The organism is Paraburkholderia phytofirmans PsJN (genome assembly GCF_000020125.1).
Lineage (GTDB): Bacteria > Pseudomonadota > Gammaproteobacteria > Burkholderiales > Burkholderiaceae > Paraburkholderia > Paraburkholderia phytofirmans.
This window is the reverse complement of record NC_010681.1, coordinates 4,012,628-4,025,383: the sequence shown is the minus strand read 5'-3', so window position 1 is coordinate 4,025,383 and position 12,756 is coordinate 4,012,628. Positions and strand designations below refer to the sequence as shown.

The window sequence follows — 12,756 nt, the reverse complement described above, 5'->3', positions numbered from 1 at the left end:
GATGAAAAGCCGGAGAAATCTGCGCGAGGAAAAGCCAATGCCGCGGCCAGGCTGGCGATCGCGCTGTTCGGGCGACGCGCGCGAGCCGCTTTTTCCTTACCAACTACTACCGTGTAACCCAAACGATATTGAGCATGGTTAAACTGCGCTCGCAGCGCCGATGCTGCGACTTATCCACTCACGCCCGCGCCAGCCACGCCGATGCCCGCTACCGCAAAAACCTGCTCGCCATCCCGTCGCTCCGCGAGCACTTTTCCGCGGGCAAGCCAACTCTCGAACGAGGCGCCGCTGGCCTCGCGCCGCGCGTTTCTGAAGCGCTCGGCCAGCGTGCTGCTGGTTTCCGGTATGAGCGGCTCGCTGCTGTCCGCGTGTGGCGGCGGCAACCTCGACGCCGATCAGCCGGCCACGCCGCGTCTCGCATCGGTCGATAACTTCCGCGATCTGGCGGGCGCGGCCGCGGGATATCCGACCGTCGACGGCAAACAGATGCGCCGGGGTGCGTTCTACCGCGCGAACGCGTTGACACTCAACACCACCGACCGGGCGACGATCGACCGGCTCGGCATTGCCTCTGTCTACGATCTGCGCACGCCCGGTGAAATCACCCGTACCGCCGATATCCTGCCGAGCGGCGCGACCACCCAGACGCTCAATGTGCTCGGCATCGCTGACTTCGTCGCGCCAAACTTCGAGACGACGGGCGCCGCCGTCGCGTTCATGGAATCGCAGGCGCGCGGTTATGTCACCGGCGCCGCTCAGCGCGCCGCATACGGTGCACTGCTGACGAGTCTCGCCGAAGGGCCCGGCGCGCAACTCTTTCACTCCAACGCGGGCAAGGACCGCGCCGGCTGGGTCGCGGCGCTCCTGCTCAGCATTGCGAACGTTCCGCTCGACGTCATCATGCAGGACTATCTGCTGAGCAACGTCTATCTGGCGCCGTCGATCGAGACGCAAACCAACAGGTTGCGCGCACAGGACGGCGACGCCATTGCTTCCGCCGAAGCGCCGTTGATGAATGTCCAGGAAAATTATCTGCAGGCGGGATTCGACCAGGTGCAGGCGATCTACGGCACGATGGTGAGCTATCTGACGCAAGGCCTCGGCGTCTCGCAAACGACCATCGACACCTTGCACAGCCGCCTCGTGGTCTGAGGCGTCAACGCGGCGACCCGAGCGCCAGAAGACGTTAAACGCGGGCAAAAAAAGTCCGCCCTAAATGACGGGGCGGACAGAGAAGGGCGGCATCGAGGTTGCCGAGGCCGACTATAAAGCCGCCGCGCCTGCGACGGTCGATCCAGTAAGGGCGCGTAAGCGCCGTCCAATCTCGCTCACGTCTCTCTCACGTCAACGCCGGTACAACCGGCAATTCGATCCGCACTTCCAGACCGCCGTGCGCGTGATTGCGCACGTGACAGCGTCCGCCGCGATCGTGAGCGAGCCGCGCGACGATCGCGAGCCCGAGGCCGCAATGTCCTTCGCCGCCACGCGCCGCGTCGAGCCGGACGAACGGCTTCATGGCGGCGGCGATGCGGTCGTCCGGAATGCCGGGACCGCGGTCGCGCACGCTGATCACCCAACGGCCGTCAGTACGGGCGGTGGCGATATCCACCGGCGGCGCGCCGTGTTCGAGCGCGTTGTCGACGAGGTTCGTGACCAGCCGGTCGAGCAGGGTACGCGGCAGTTTGAACGCCGAACCGGCGCGCAGGTCGAGTGTGAAGAGCGGTGCTTCGGTGCTGTCGCTGGCGGAGAACTGCTCTTGCAGGAAGTCGTCGACTTCGACCGGCGGCCCGGCGTCGGCGGACTGGCCCGCGAATTCGAGAAACTGCTGGACGATGTTGGTGAGCGAGTCGACGTCGCGGATCAGGCCGGCGCGCTCGTTTTCCGCGACCAGCACGCTCGCGCGCAGCTTCAACCGCGTGAGCGGCGCCTTCAGATCGTGCGCGACGCCGGCCAGCATCACGGCCTGATCGTCGCCCGCTTCGTTCAGACGCCGCATCATGTCGTTGAACGAACCGATCAGATCGCGCAACTCGCGCGGGCCTTGCACCGTCACGGGTTCCGGACGGCCGCCCGAACCGAACGCACGCGCGGCATCGGCGACGCGCGAGAGCGGCCGCTGCATCTGCCAGACCGCGAACAGCGAGAGGATCAGCGCGGCGAGCAGCATCGAAATCGATTCGATCAGAAAGCGCGGGCGCGGCGGCACGTCGACCGGCACCACGACCCAGTTCGGCTTGCCGGGAAACAGCACCCATAACTGCGGCGGGCGTAGGTCGTCGACGGCGATCTGCGTGCCGGGCGGCAGATTTTCGCGCAAATGCCGGCTCAGCTCTTCCAGCGGATGCTGCGTCGGCTTATGCAGATGCACGCTCGCCGGCATGTTCCAGGTGGGCACGAGGTGCACGCGCATGGCGGGCGCGAGCGCGGCGCCCTTCATCGGCTCGCCGTTGACGGCCTGCAGCACCAGCAAAATGCCGCGCGCGAAGCCGTCAATTTCATGGCGCGGCGGCTGCATCACCACCAGCACGAACCAGCCGGCCTGAATGGCGAACAACACCGCCGCCGAGAGTAACGCCATTCTGCCGAACAGCGTGTTCAGCGGGTTTTTCATGCGCTTGAGGCGGCCTCGTCGGCGAAGGGCGTGCCGTCGGCGTCGGGCACGAAGACGTAGCCTTTGCCGCGCACCGTTTGCACGTAGCAGGGATTGGACGGGTCGTCTTCGATCACGCGGCGCAGGCGCCAGATCGGCACGTCGAGGCTGCGGTCGCGGAAGGCGAGATTGTCGCGATGCACGAGATCGTGAATCAGCACGCGCGACAGCACCTTGTACGGATTGTTGACGAAGATCTTCAGGAGCGCGAACTCACTGTCGCGCAGCGGCAGCTTGGAGTTGTCGCGGCACAGCGAACGGGTGGCGAAGTCGAGCTCGAACGGGCCGAAGCGATACGGCTTGCGGGCTTCCGGCGCGCTCGTGGTGGACGGCCCGCGCCGGCGCAAAACGGTGTGGATGCGGGCGAGCAATTCGCGCGGATCGAACGGCTTGGTCAGATAGTCGTCCGCGCCGAGCGAGAGCCCGACAATGCGGTCGGCCACCGTGCCGCGCGCCGTTACGAAGATCACCGGAATGTCGTCGCCGGCGGCGCGCAACGCGGTGAGCGCGCGCAAGCCGTCGGTGTTCGGCATCATGATGTCGAGCACGACGACGGACGGCCGTTCGCGTTCAAGCCGACGCTGGAGGTGTGTGCCGTCGTGGAGCACGGACGCGTCAAAGCCGTTCGACTGCAGAAACTTGCAAAGCAGATCGCGTACGACCGGATCGTCGTCGACGATAAGGACCTGTGGATTCATGCTGAAATTTTAAGCTGACGCGCACGACGCGCGGCCGACTGTTTTCTTACCAACGCTTACGAGAGGCCGCTCCGCTTCGGCCGGCCCGCTTGTCAGGCCTGCTACGCAAGGCTTGCGAGATATTTCAGCCGCCTCATATTGGGCAACGCGCGCGGCGGCGCCGATTTCGTTTCGCAGCGCGAACAATCATCGCAGGCAAGAATTTGCGCGCATCTGGAACCGCTCGAAACAGGTCGGAACGGCTCGTAAGAACCGTCGGAAAGCGCGCTTTCCTTCGTGCATCGGCATCGCGTGGCCGGCGAGATGATTCGTCGTGCAGTACGTTGCGCCGCATGCTGAAAAAAGCCTAACGCCTTGGGCCCACGGCAGGCGGCGTGAAATCGAAACCTAGCGCCACGCGAGGCTCATCATGACCGTTCCCAGCAATCTGTCTTCAACCCGCTTCTCTTCTTTGGCGCCGACGTCGCCGGCCGAAAGGCCTGTAGCGGCCAACAACCCCAGCGCCGCCACGCCGACGCGAGAGTCCGGTGCTCAGACGCCGCCGTCGCTGCCCACCGGGCTCGTCGGGCACCACGTCAATACGACCGCCTGACGTACCGAGGCCCACGTGTCGACTCCGAGAATTCTTCGCCGCTTCATGCGTGTCGTTGCGTGGCTGACGCTCGGCGCGGCGCTGCTGCCCCTGGGTGGCTGCGCCGTCGCCGCCCTGCCGTGCCGGCTGACTTCGGCCACGCTGAAAATCGTCCCGGTCGTGGGCCATGCAGCGGCCTCGCCGTTCGACATGTGTTCATCCGCCATCGACTGAATCATGACACTCAAACGGATTGCCTTGGCGCTGGCGTTGCTGTGCGGCGTGCTGTCGTCGAGCGCGAAAGCGCAGCCGCCCGCACGCGACGCGAGTACGGCGAGCGCCGCGTCGAAAGACCCTTCCGCCGATGCACGGCGGCGTTCGCAAGACGCGCCGTTCGCCTTCCGTGGCATTACGCTCGGCATCACGCTCGACGAATTCCGCGCGGGCTCGAGCGTGCGGGCGACGCCGCTCGGCAGCGTCCCGGTCTGCGAGACGGACGTGCAGGCGGGCGCGCTCGGCATGCGGCTCAAGTCGCGCGACAGTCTGACGGTGGCCTGCCGCTGGGCGCATCGCGCGGACAACGGCTGGGCGGTGTCGCAAGCGGTGGTCGACGGCGCGCCCGCGCTGGAGCACGTGCTGCGCTTCGCGCGCGTAGATGGGCAGAGCGCGCTGCATCTGTACGAAATTTCTTTCGTGATCGACGAGATCACCGCCGAGGATTTGCGCGACGCGCTCGCGGATCGCTACGGGCCGCCGCGTCTCGCCACGCAGAACGTGTCGGCGACTGGCGCGATGCCCACGTATGTCTGGGAAAACGCGGTGAGTTCGATCACGTTGTGCTTTCTGCCGGGCACGCGCAACGGCACGCTCACCTATTTGCTGAAGGGCTCGGATGCGTGGGTGAAGTCGGTGGTGCGGCAATGGCAGGCGAGCGGCGCGGAGGCGGGCTGATGCGCGCCAATGAGTGCGGCACTAACGGCGGCCGCATCACCCGTTCCCAACAAGGAGCATGCATGACTGTGCTACGTCTGACTGTCGCGCTCGGCGCGGCGGCTTACCTCGCGGCTTGCGCGAGCCACCAGCAAAACTCGATCGTCGATACGCCGATGGCGCCGCCGCTCGCCTCGGCTCCGCTGAACGTCAACACGCAAGGCGCGATCTATCAAGCCGGCACGCCGCTGCTGCTGTACGAAACACCGCGCGCCCAACATATCGGCGACGTGCTGACGATCCGTCTTTCGGAATCGTACAGCGGCAACAACAGCGCGACGGCGGCGGCGAGCCGCTCGAGCAGCATCACCGCCGACGCCGCCGATCATTCCACCAACGCCGCCGCGCGGCTCGCGCGATTGTTCAATATCGGCTCGGCGAGCACCGAATACAAAGGGCAGGGCAGTCTCACCGATGTCAGCGGCATGAACGGCACGCTCGCCGTCACCGTGATCGGCACGATGTCGACGGGCAATCTCGTGGTGTCGGGCGAGAAGGTGATTGCGATGAGCGGCAACCGCGACCGGCTGCGCCTGTCAGGCATCGTCAATCCTAAGGATATCGAAGCGGGAAACTACGTGGCGTCGAGCAAGGTGGCGAACGCGCGTATCGAGCAGGCCGGCGTGGGCATGGTGTCCGACTCCACGACGATGGGCTGGCTGCAGAGAATGTTCATGAGCGTGCTGACGTTCTGAACCGTCGGCGTGCTACGGGTCTGACCACAGGTCTGAAATGTAGGCGACGCATGAAGCCGGAAGTCCAGCGCGCTTCGCGCACCCGTCAGGCGCCGCGTTCGGCCGCGCCGATTTCACCGTCGGGCACGAACACGTAGCCGCGTCCCCACACGGTTTGCACATAGCGCGGCTCCGACGGATCCACTTCGATCAGCCGGCGCAAACGCCAGATCGACACGTCCAGGCTGCGATTGCGATGCACCTCGCTATTGCCGTGCAGTTTCTCCAGCAACTGCGCGCGCGTCAGCACGGTCATCGCGTGACTGACGAATACCTTCAGCATGGCGAATTCGCTTGAACGCAGCGAGATGCGCTCACCGTCCCGGCGTAATTCGCGCGCCGGAAAATTCACTTCGAAACGGCCGAAGCGATACGGCGCGCGGTGCTCCGGCGCGCTCGGCGCAATCGTGCCGCGACGGCGCAACACGGTGCGAATCCGCGCCACCAGTTCGCTCGGTTCGAAAGGCTTGCCGAGATAGTCGTCCGCGCCGAGTTCGAGACCGATCACGCGATCGATCGGATCGGAGCGCGCCGTCAACAGAATCACGGGAATGTCGTCGCCGGCCACGCGCAAGGCGCGCAGCGCGCTGATGCCGTCGAGCTCCGGCATCATGATGTCGAGCACGATCAAGGCGGGGCGCTCGTCCTGCAAGCGACGCTGCAGCGCAAGGCCGTTCTGAAGCGTGTCGACTTTGAAGCCGCGCCCTTGCAGATAGCCGCTGACGAGTTCACGTACGACGGGGTCGTCATCGACGACCAGAATGGATTGGTTCATTCAGGTCATCTTAGAGAAGCACGCGCGCGGAGCAAAGCGCGTAACGCTTTCGAATCCTTTCCCGTGTAAGAGATGGCAAGAGCCCGCGTGGCTAGTTCGCCTGCGAGGTCTGGATGGTCTGCAGCGGCTGCCGCGCGAAGTCGGTTCGATCGACCACCATTCGCTCGATCAGCCCGTTGAGCTTGGTCGACGCCGACGAGAAACGATCGGTGTTCAGGCCGCCGGTCTGATAACGGGCGGTAACGAGAATGCGGCCGTTCTGAATCAGCGTCAGGTCGATGATCGACAGATACTGGATCGTTTCGTCGCTGAACGAGCGGCGGCCGTAATCGATCGCGGCGTTGTAGACGAGGCGCGCCTCGCAGCCGGCGGGCGAGGTGCCCGGATTGTAGACGTCCGAACGAATGCCGCGCCGGTCGAGCGCGAGTTGCAGCGCCGGCACGAAATCGCCGACCGACACGTTCTGATTCACTTCGATGCAAACGTGGCTCACCTCGGCTGGCCGGCCGTTGACGAAGGTCGGCGACGAATAGTTCGCCGCGATCGCGTAGCCTGCCTGAATCACGGAGCCGGTGGCGTCGGCGGCCTGGATCAATGTCCAGGCGCAGCCGTTCAGGCCGACCGCCAGCGTGGCGGACACGGTGAGCCACGCGCAGGGACGTCGCAACGTGACCCACGCGGCCCGTGGGGCTCGCGTGAATGCATAAGCGCGCATGCTCGGCATGAAGGTCATGAGGCGGTGCCTGGTGGCGGTCGGTCGATGCGGTGAATCACAGCGAAGCACCGCGAATCACCGCGGATAGCTGCGATCAGGATCACGCTCAGCGCGCGACGCGCAGGCGCAGTTCGTTTTGCCCCTGCACGCTTGCCGTGACACTGACGCGGCGCGCGGGGGTGCTTACGATGAAATGCTGGCGCGTCGGTGTGTTGACGTCGTGCACGACGTTCGGGAAGCAGGCAGCGATATCGGCGCTGAATTCTTCGAGCGGATCGGTGACGACGCCGTCTGCCTGCCAGTGCGCGCGCCAGTGACAATCGTAGGCGTGCGTGCTGGCGCGGCAGTCGTCGGCGCTCGAGGTGCCCGGCAATTGCGCGGCGGCCTGGGTTTGCAACTGCCGGAAATCGGCGGCGTCGACAATGTGCTTGAGCGCGGGGCAAACGTCGGCCGGTTCGTTGACCTGGTTAAGTTGGGCTGCATGCGCAACGCTCGTGACAAGCAGCGCGGCGCCAAGAGCAAGCGCCAGACGCTGGGTCAAAGGATGGAAGCGGCGATCGAATGACATGGGCGGAGAAATCCAGTAGCGATGAATGACGTGGGGCAAGCCTGTATGGCCCGCACAACTATCGTCGCCGCTGGGAGGCATTTTCAAAGCGCGGAACAGCTTGCCCGCTTCGCAAATGCTTTCGAACTCTTCTCGCGTGTTTCGGGATGTTGCGGGGTGTTGCTTGGGATCACGAAGGGATGTGGTGAGGAGCCGGTGGAATCTGGCGTGGGTGGGTGAGGCGGTGAAGCGGTGCGGCGCGAGCAGGAGTTGCGATCGCGCCTGCGGCTTTCGCAGTCCGCGTGGCGCATGTCGCCTATCACTCACCCAAGCGTGAGACCACCGTCCACATGAATCACCTGACCGGTGATATGACGCGCCTCGTCGGAAAGTAGAAACGCGATCAGCGCGGCGACATCCTTGGGTTCGGCGACATGGCCGAGCGGCGTCGCCTCCGCGGCGCGACTCCACACCGCTGCATTATCGGCACTCGGCCCGCGATCTTTACGCGTATAGCCGGGCGCCACGCAATTGACCGTCACGCCATGCTGCGCAAGTTCGGCGGCAGCGGTTTTCGCCAGCGATTCGAGCGCCGCTTTCGCCGCAGCCGTCGCGGCGAACGGCGTGTCCGCGCGATAGCGGTGCGCGACGAACGAACTGAGCGCGACCACGCGGCCGCGCTTCGAGGTTTCCAACGCGGGCGTCGCGCGTTTGACGAGCGCCGCGAACGCTGCCGGCATCGCCGCGAAGGCTGCGCCGAGCGCGTCGGGATCGAGCGCATTCAGCGTTTGCCGCTGCGCGTGTCCCGCGTTGGCGACGAGTTGATCGAGTGCGCCGAAGCTCGCCAGCGTTTGATGGACAACATGTTCCGCGGCGCCGCGTTCGGCGAGATCGCCGAATACCGTCGCGCAGCGCGCACCGTTCGCGCTGCAATCGGCGGCGACTTGCGCGAGCCGTTCCCGCGCTTCCTGATCGGCACCGCGTGCGTGCAACATCAAGGCCGAGCGCGGCGCGGCGATGCGCCGGGCCAGCGCCGCGCCGATACCCGAGCCCGCGCCGGTGATCAGCACGACGCGCTCGAAGCCGGCGCTGCCCGCTTCGTTCAGGTCGCTCACGCGGCTCACGGTGGTCATGCCGCGACCGCTTCGCCCGAGCGCTCGACGTCGAGCGTCTCGTCATGGAACGCGGCCAGCGACTCGCGATGCGCGACGCTCACAATCGCCGCCTTCGGCAGCCGCTCCGTGAACAGGCGGTACAAACGCGCCTCGTTTTCCGCGTCGAGCGCACTGGTGGCTTCGTCGAGGAACAGATAGTCGGGCTTGTGCAGCAGCACGCGCGCGGCGGCGAGGCGCTGCTGCTCGCCCGGCGACAGAATACGAGTCCAGTGTCCCGATTCCTGCAGACGGTCCGCGTATTCCGACAGATGGCAGACGATGAGCGCCTCGCGGCATTCGTCGTCGGTGTAGGTGCTGGCGGCCGACGGATAGGCGAGCGCCGCTTTGAGCGTGCCGATCGGCATGTAGCTGACCTGTGGGATGAACATCATGCGGGCGTTGACCGGGGCATCGATCGAGCCGTCGCCGAACGGCCATAAACCGGCGAGCGCGCGCATCAGCGTGCTCTTGCCCGAGCCTGACGGGCCGCGCACCAGCCAGCGCGAGCCCGGCTGAATCGCCACATCGCGAATGCGCGACAGCGGGTTGCCGTTAGGCAGGGCGAGCTTGAGGCCTTCGGTGGAGAGCTTGTCTTCGTCGACGAAATGCAGATTGATGCCGCCATGCGCGGTAGCCGGCGAGACCGATTCCTTCAGACGCGGTGCATGCACGACGCGCTTGAATTCACGCAACCGGTTCACGGTAGCGCGCCATTCGACCAAGGTGCCGTAACTGTTGATGAACCACGAGAACGAATCGCTGACGGTGCCGAAGGCGCTGGAGATCTGCATCAGCACGCCGAACGTGAAGGCGCCGGCAAAGTAGCGCGGCGCGGCGACCACCAGCGGGAAGATGATCGCGATCTGGCCATAGAAGCTCAGCACGAAGGTGAGCCGCTTGGTGTACTTCATCACCTGCCACCAGTTGTCGCGGATGCGGCCGAACAGCGAGTGCGCGTTCGCTTTCTCGGTATCCATGCCGTTGTAGAACGCGATCTGCTCGGCGTTTTCACGCAGACGGATCAGGCCGAAACGGAAATCCGCCTCTACTTTCTGCGCCTGGTAATTGATCGGCACGAGCGGATGGCCGACCTTCTGGATAATCAGCGAGCCGACCACGGCGTAGAGCGCCGCGGCCCATACCATGTAGCCGGGAATCTCGATCGGCATGCCGCCGAGCGAAATGGTCAGTGCGCCGGCCAGCGACCACAGGATGGTGATGAACGACACCAGCGTGACGACGGTGGACAGCAGGTCGAGCGTCAACGAGAGCGTGCTGGTGGCGAACGACTGCAGGTCGTCGCTGATCCGCTGGTCGGGGTTGTCGGCGAGGCGATCGCGTTCGATCCGGTAGAACGCGCTGTCGTTCAGCCACTCGTTCAGATAGCGCGTGGTCAGCCACTGGCGCCAGCGGAAGCCGAGCATCTGACGCAGATAACGGCCGTACACCGCGAGAATGATGAAGCCGAACGCGAGCCCCGAGAACACCATCAGCAGGTGAGGGAAGTCGCGCACGTTCTTGGTTTGCAGCGCGTTGTAGAAGTCGGCGCTCCAGCGGTTCAGCCGTACGTTGATCCACACCACGAGCAGATTCATCACGATGATCGCGATGAGCAGGCCCCATGCCGTTTTTCGTTCTTCGGAAACCCAGTAGGGTTTGATCAGGCTCCAGGCGGAGACTTTTTCGTCCGGCGGCAGCACGGGGGTGGCAGAGGTATTCGGTGTCATGAGCATCCTGAAGTAGTGCTGGCCCATTCGGGGCTGACCCATTTGGGGCGAGCCCGTCGGCGGGCTGCCCTGCGGCGGGTTTGCGGTACATGCCCGGGCGTCGTGCTCGACGAACGCACGCCCGGGTGAGCGTCAGATTCTGGCGCGAAGCCCTTAAGCGAAAATTAATTTGCGCCGCGAGGCCCCGCGCCGGTGCCGCTGCGAACATGGCGGGACGGCGTGCCGCCCGCGCCGCGCTCGTGCGGCATCCTGTGCTGGCATTGTGCCAGAGCGCCGCCTTCGGCCGCATTCATAACGTGAAAGATGGTGCCGGATCAAATCGCGCGCGACGCGGCCAGCCGCTGGTTTGCGGGCGCCGCGCCTTTTATGGTCTAATGACCTTCGACGAAACAGGGGTGCTTCGCGCACAGGCGGCATGATTTTCATGGCGCAGCGGCGAGGCTGAGAGACACCCTTTGCACCCGATCCGGGTAATACCGGCGCGGGAAGTTTCCGGAAGCAGCCAGTCTTCCATTCCCCGCCGGGCAGCGTCCGTCATTGGATCGCGCATTGTCCGGCCGGCCTCACCCGCCGGTTTCGTCCTGGGTACGTGCGTTGTGTTGCCGTACGGAAAGGACTCGATGACCGCCTATTCTTCAGATATGTGTTTTGCTCGTCGTCACGCCGCCTTCGGCGCGTCGCGCTTTAGCTTTGCTTGCCGTCCTGAAACGGAGTGTGCGCGATGACTCGTTCTGCACAACCCGATTTCGCCGTGCTCGGCGGTGGCCTGTGCGGGCGGCTTGTCGCGTGGCGTCTCGCCGGACAGGGGCATCGCGTGGCGCTTTATGAGCGTGGCGATGCCGCCGGTACACAATCGGCCGCGTGGGTCGCCGCAGCGATGCTGGCACCGCTCGCGGAAGCCGCCAGCGCGGAACTGCTGATCACGCGCCTCGGCGCGAGTTCGCTCGAGACGTGGCCGCAAGTGCTGGCTGAGTTGCCTGAGCCGGTGTTCTATCAACGCAATGGCACGCTGGTCGTGTGGCATCACTCGGATCGAACCGAAGCGCCGCTGTTCGAACGCCGGGTGCGTTCGAATGCGCCCGCTGAACTGCTGAACGGCGGCTTCGTCACGCTGGCAGGCGCGCAGCTCGGCGCCGCCGAGCCTGCTTTGGCAGGCCGCTTTAACCAGGGTTGGCTGCTGCCGCGTGAAGGCCAGCTGGATAACCGCCAGGTGCTCACAGCGCTGGCCGCAGGCCTCGCGCAACGCGGCGTCGACGCTCATTGGAACACGCCGGTCGACGAGCGTGCGCTGCCGCCCGCCCGCATCACGATCGACTGCCGCGGCCTCGGCGCGAAGCCCGTGCTGCCCACGCTGCGCGGCATTCGTGGCGAAGTCGCGCGCGTGCATGCGCCCGGTATCAAGCTGACGCGGCCGGTGCGGCTGCTGCATCCACGCTATCCCCTCTACATCGCGCCGAAGCAGGACGATCTCTACGTGATCGGCGCCACCGAAGTGGAAGGCGAGGATATGTCGCCGGTCAGCGTACGCTCCGCGCTTGAGCTGCTGAGCGCGGCGTTTTCCGTGCATCCCGGCTTCGGCGAGGCACGCATTCTCGAACTGAATTCGCAGTGCCGCCCAACTTTGCCGGACCACCGTCCGGCGTTGCTGTGGGACGGCGCGCAGACATTGCGCGTGAACGGCCTGTACCGGCACGGCTACATGATCGTGCCCGAAGTCGCCGACGAAGCCGTGCGCTTCGCCGCGGCGCTGCTCGACGGCCGCATCGGCGACGCCGATGCCTTCGCCGACTGGCAGCGCGACGCGCGCTGGAGCGAGCTCTTTCAACTGGATTCCGCGCGGGAGCCGGCATGAGCGTTGCGCGACTCGTCATTACGCAGACGAGTACTGCACGCCACGCCGCTTTCGCCATCGACTGAAACGTATTCGAACACCATGGATATTCATATTAATCAGAAGCCGTTGTCGCTGCCCGAAGGCGCGACCGTCGCCGACGCGCTCACCGCGTTCGGCGCACGTCCGCCGTTCGCGGTCGCGCTGAACGGCGACTTCGTGGCGCGCACCCAGCATGCGGCGCGCGCGCTGCAGGCGGGCGACAAGCTCGATGTCGTGCAACCCGTGGCCGGCGGCTGAACGTCCGCCGCGCGCTGCGGGAACACCGGATTGCCGGAGACAGGATTGCTGGAGACAAACAGGA

14 protein-coding genes and 1 riboswitch are annotated in these 12,756 nt (G+C 65.4%); of the genes, 7 read left to right on the top strand and 7 right to left on the bottom strand.

Translation table 11 applies throughout. The features are described 5' to 3' along the window. Window positions 1–201: 201 nt before the first annotated feature. On the top strand, window positions 202–1,152 hold the full coding sequence (locus tag BPHYT_RS17835) for a tyrosine-protein phosphatase (protein ID WP_012434535.1): 951 nt from the start codon (window positions 202–204) through the stop codon (window positions 1,150–1,152). Between the two features lie 187 nt (window positions 1,153–1,339). On the opposite strand, the gene BPHYT_RS17830 is transcribed toward BPHYT_RS17835, so the two are convergent. Further along, a complete protein-coding gene (locus tag BPHYT_RS17830) occupies window positions 1,340–2,611 on the bottom strand; it encodes an ATP-binding protein (RefSeq protein WP_012434534.1) in 1,272 nt (423 codons plus the stop codon). Further along, complete coding sequence (locus BPHYT_RS17825) at window positions 2,608–3,348, bottom strand: response regulator (RefSeq protein WP_012434533.1); 741 nt, start codon at window positions 3,346–3,348, stop codon at window positions 2,608–2,610. Before BPHYT_RS17825 ends, BPHYT_RS17830 begins: the two co-directional genes overlap by 4 nt. 409 nt (window positions 3,349–3,757) lie before the next feature. On the opposite strand from BPHYT_RS17825, the gene BPHYT_RS37335 reads away from it, so the two are divergent. The 4 genes from BPHYT_RS37335 (at window position 3,758) to BPHYT_RS17815 (ending at window position 5,604) form a co-directional block, all read left to right on the top strand. Continuing rightward, window positions 3,758–3,940: a hypothetical protein gene (locus BPHYT_RS37335; protein WP_012434532.1), complete on the top strand. Its 183-nt coding sequence runs from the start codon at window positions 3,758–3,760 to the stop codon at window positions 3,938–3,940. A gap of 45 nt (window positions 3,941–3,985) precedes the next feature. Beyond that, window positions 3,986–4,153: a DUF6726 family protein gene (locus tag BPHYT_RS38250; RefSeq protein WP_012434531.1), complete on the top strand. Its 168-nt coding sequence runs from the start codon at window positions 3,986–3,988 to the stop codon at window positions 4,151–4,153. Between the two features lie 3 nt (window positions 4,154–4,156). Next, window positions 4,157–4,870, top strand: a complete 714-nt coding sequence (locus tag BPHYT_RS17820; RefSeq protein ID WP_012434530.1) for a hypothetical protein — start codon at window positions 4,157–4,159, stop codon at window positions 4,868–4,870. A gap of 62 nt (window positions 4,871–4,932) precedes the next feature. Next, on the top strand, window positions 4,933–5,604 hold the full coding sequence (locus tag BPHYT_RS17815) for a flagellar basal body L-ring protein FlgH (RefSeq protein ID WP_012434529.1): 672 nt from the start codon (window positions 4,933–4,935) through the stop codon (window positions 5,602–5,604). Between the two features lie 85 nt (window positions 5,605–5,689). Here BPHYT_RS17815 and BPHYT_RS17810 read toward each other — a convergent pair whose 3' ends face one another. The 5 genes from BPHYT_RS17810 to BPHYT_RS17790 all read right to left on the bottom strand — a co-directional run bounded on the left by BPHYT_RS17810 (window position 5,690) and on the right by BPHYT_RS17790 (window position 10,561). Beyond that, the gene (locus BPHYT_RS17810) at window positions 5,690–6,418 is read right to left on the bottom strand and encodes a response regulator (protein WP_012434528.1); all 729 of its coding nucleotides are present in this window, start codon (window positions 6,416–6,418) and stop codon (window positions 5,690–5,692) included. Between the two features lie 91 nt (window positions 6,419–6,509). Beyond that, window positions 6,510–7,151, bottom strand: a complete 642-nt coding sequence (locus BPHYT_RS17805) for a hypothetical protein (RefSeq protein ID WP_012434527.1) — start codon at window positions 7,149–7,151, stop codon at window positions 6,510–6,512. Between the two features lie 88 nt (window positions 7,152–7,239). Then, window positions 7,240–7,701, bottom strand: a complete 462-nt coding sequence (locus BPHYT_RS17800) for a hypothetical protein (RefSeq protein WP_012434526.1) — start codon at window positions 7,699–7,701, stop codon at window positions 7,240–7,242. Window positions 7,702–8,003: 302 nt separating this feature from the next. Further along, on the bottom strand, window positions 8,004–8,813 hold the full coding sequence (locus BPHYT_RS17795) for an SDR family NAD(P)-dependent oxidoreductase (RefSeq protein WP_012434525.1): 810 nt from the start codon (window positions 8,811–8,813) through the stop codon (window positions 8,004–8,006). Continuing rightward, the gene (locus BPHYT_RS17790; protein WP_012434524.1) at window positions 8,810–10,561 is read right to left on the bottom strand and encodes an ABC transporter ATP-binding protein/permease; all 1,752 of its coding nucleotides are present in this window, start codon (window positions 10,559–10,561) and stop codon (window positions 8,810–8,812) included. The genes BPHYT_RS17795 and BPHYT_RS17790 overlap by 4 nt, the downstream gene beginning before the upstream one ends. 381 nt (window positions 10,562–10,942) lie before the next feature. Continuing rightward, a riboswitch (TPP riboswitch) is annotated at window positions 10,943–11,066 on the top strand. Between the two features lie 216 nt (window positions 11,067–11,282). On the opposite strand from BPHYT_RS17790, the gene BPHYT_RS17785 reads away from it, so the two are divergent. After that, the gene (locus BPHYT_RS17785) at window positions 11,283–12,413 is read left to right on the top strand and encodes an FAD-dependent oxidoreductase (protein WP_012434523.1); all 1,131 of its coding nucleotides are present in this window, start codon (window positions 11,283–11,285) and stop codon (window positions 12,411–12,413) included. Window positions 12,414–12,494: 81 nt separating this feature from the next. Next, window positions 12,495–12,692, top strand: coding sequence for a sulfur carrier protein ThiS (thiS, locus tag BPHYT_RS17780; RefSeq protein WP_012434522.1), 198 nt, complete (start codon window positions 12,495–12,497; stop codon window positions 12,690–12,692). Window positions 12,693–12,756 lie beyond the last annotated feature (64 nt).

What these genes read in the sequence shown, in the direction of transcription:
- BPHYT_RS17835 (WP_012434535.1), top strand. Translation starts at nt 202, where the DNA reads ATGCCCGCTACCGCAAAAACCTGCTCGCCATCCCGTCGCTCCGCGAGC.
- BPHYT_RS17830 (WP_012434534.1), bottom strand. Translation starts at nt 2,611, where the DNA reads ATGAAAAACCCGCTGAACACGCTGTTCGGCAGAATGGCGTTACTCTCG.
- BPHYT_RS17825 (WP_012434533.1), bottom strand. Translation starts at nt 3,348, where the DNA reads ATGAATCCACAGGTCCTTATCGTCGACGACGATCCGGTCGTACGCGAT.
- BPHYT_RS37335 (WP_012434532.1), top strand. Translation starts at nt 3,758, where the DNA reads ATGACCGTTCCCAGCAATCTGTCTTCAACCCGCTTCTCTTCTTTGGCG.
- BPHYT_RS38250 (WP_012434531.1), top strand. Translation starts at nt 3,986, where the DNA reads ATGCGTGTCGTTGCGTGGCTGACGCTCGGCGCGGCGCTGCTGCCCCTG.
- BPHYT_RS17820 (WP_012434530.1), top strand. Translation starts at nt 4,157, where the DNA reads ATGACACTCAAACGGATTGCCTTGGCGCTGGCGTTGCTGTGCGGCGTG.
- BPHYT_RS17815 (WP_012434529.1), top strand. Translation starts at nt 4,933, where the DNA reads ATGACTGTGCTACGTCTGACTGTCGCGCTCGGCGCGGCGGCTTACCTC.
- BPHYT_RS17810 (WP_012434528.1), bottom strand. Translation starts at nt 6,418, where the DNA reads ATGAACCAATCCATTCTGGTCGTCGATGACGACCCCGTCGTACGTGAA.
- BPHYT_RS17805 (WP_012434527.1), bottom strand. Translation starts at nt 7,151, where the DNA reads ATGACCTTCATGCCGAGCATGCGCGCTTATGCATTCACGCGAGCCCCA.
- BPHYT_RS17800 (WP_012434526.1), bottom strand. Translation starts at nt 7,701, where the DNA reads ATGTCATTCGATCGCCGCTTCCATCCTTTGACCCAGCGTCTGGCGCTT.
- BPHYT_RS17795 (WP_012434525.1), bottom strand. Translation starts at nt 8,813, where the DNA reads ATGACCACCGTGAGCCGCGTGAGCGACCTGAACGAAGCGGGCAGCGCC.
- BPHYT_RS17790 (WP_012434524.1), bottom strand. Translation starts at nt 10,561, where the DNA reads ATGACACCGAATACCTCTGCCACCCCCGTGCTGCCGCCGGACGAAAAA.
- BPHYT_RS17785 (WP_012434523.1), top strand. Translation starts at nt 11,283, where the DNA reads ATGACTCGTTCTGCACAACCCGATTTCGCCGTGCTCGGCGGTGGCCTG.
- thiS (WP_012434522.1), top strand. Translation starts at nt 12,495, where the DNA reads ATGGATATTCATATTAATCAGAAGCCGTTGTCGCTGCCCGAAGGCGCG.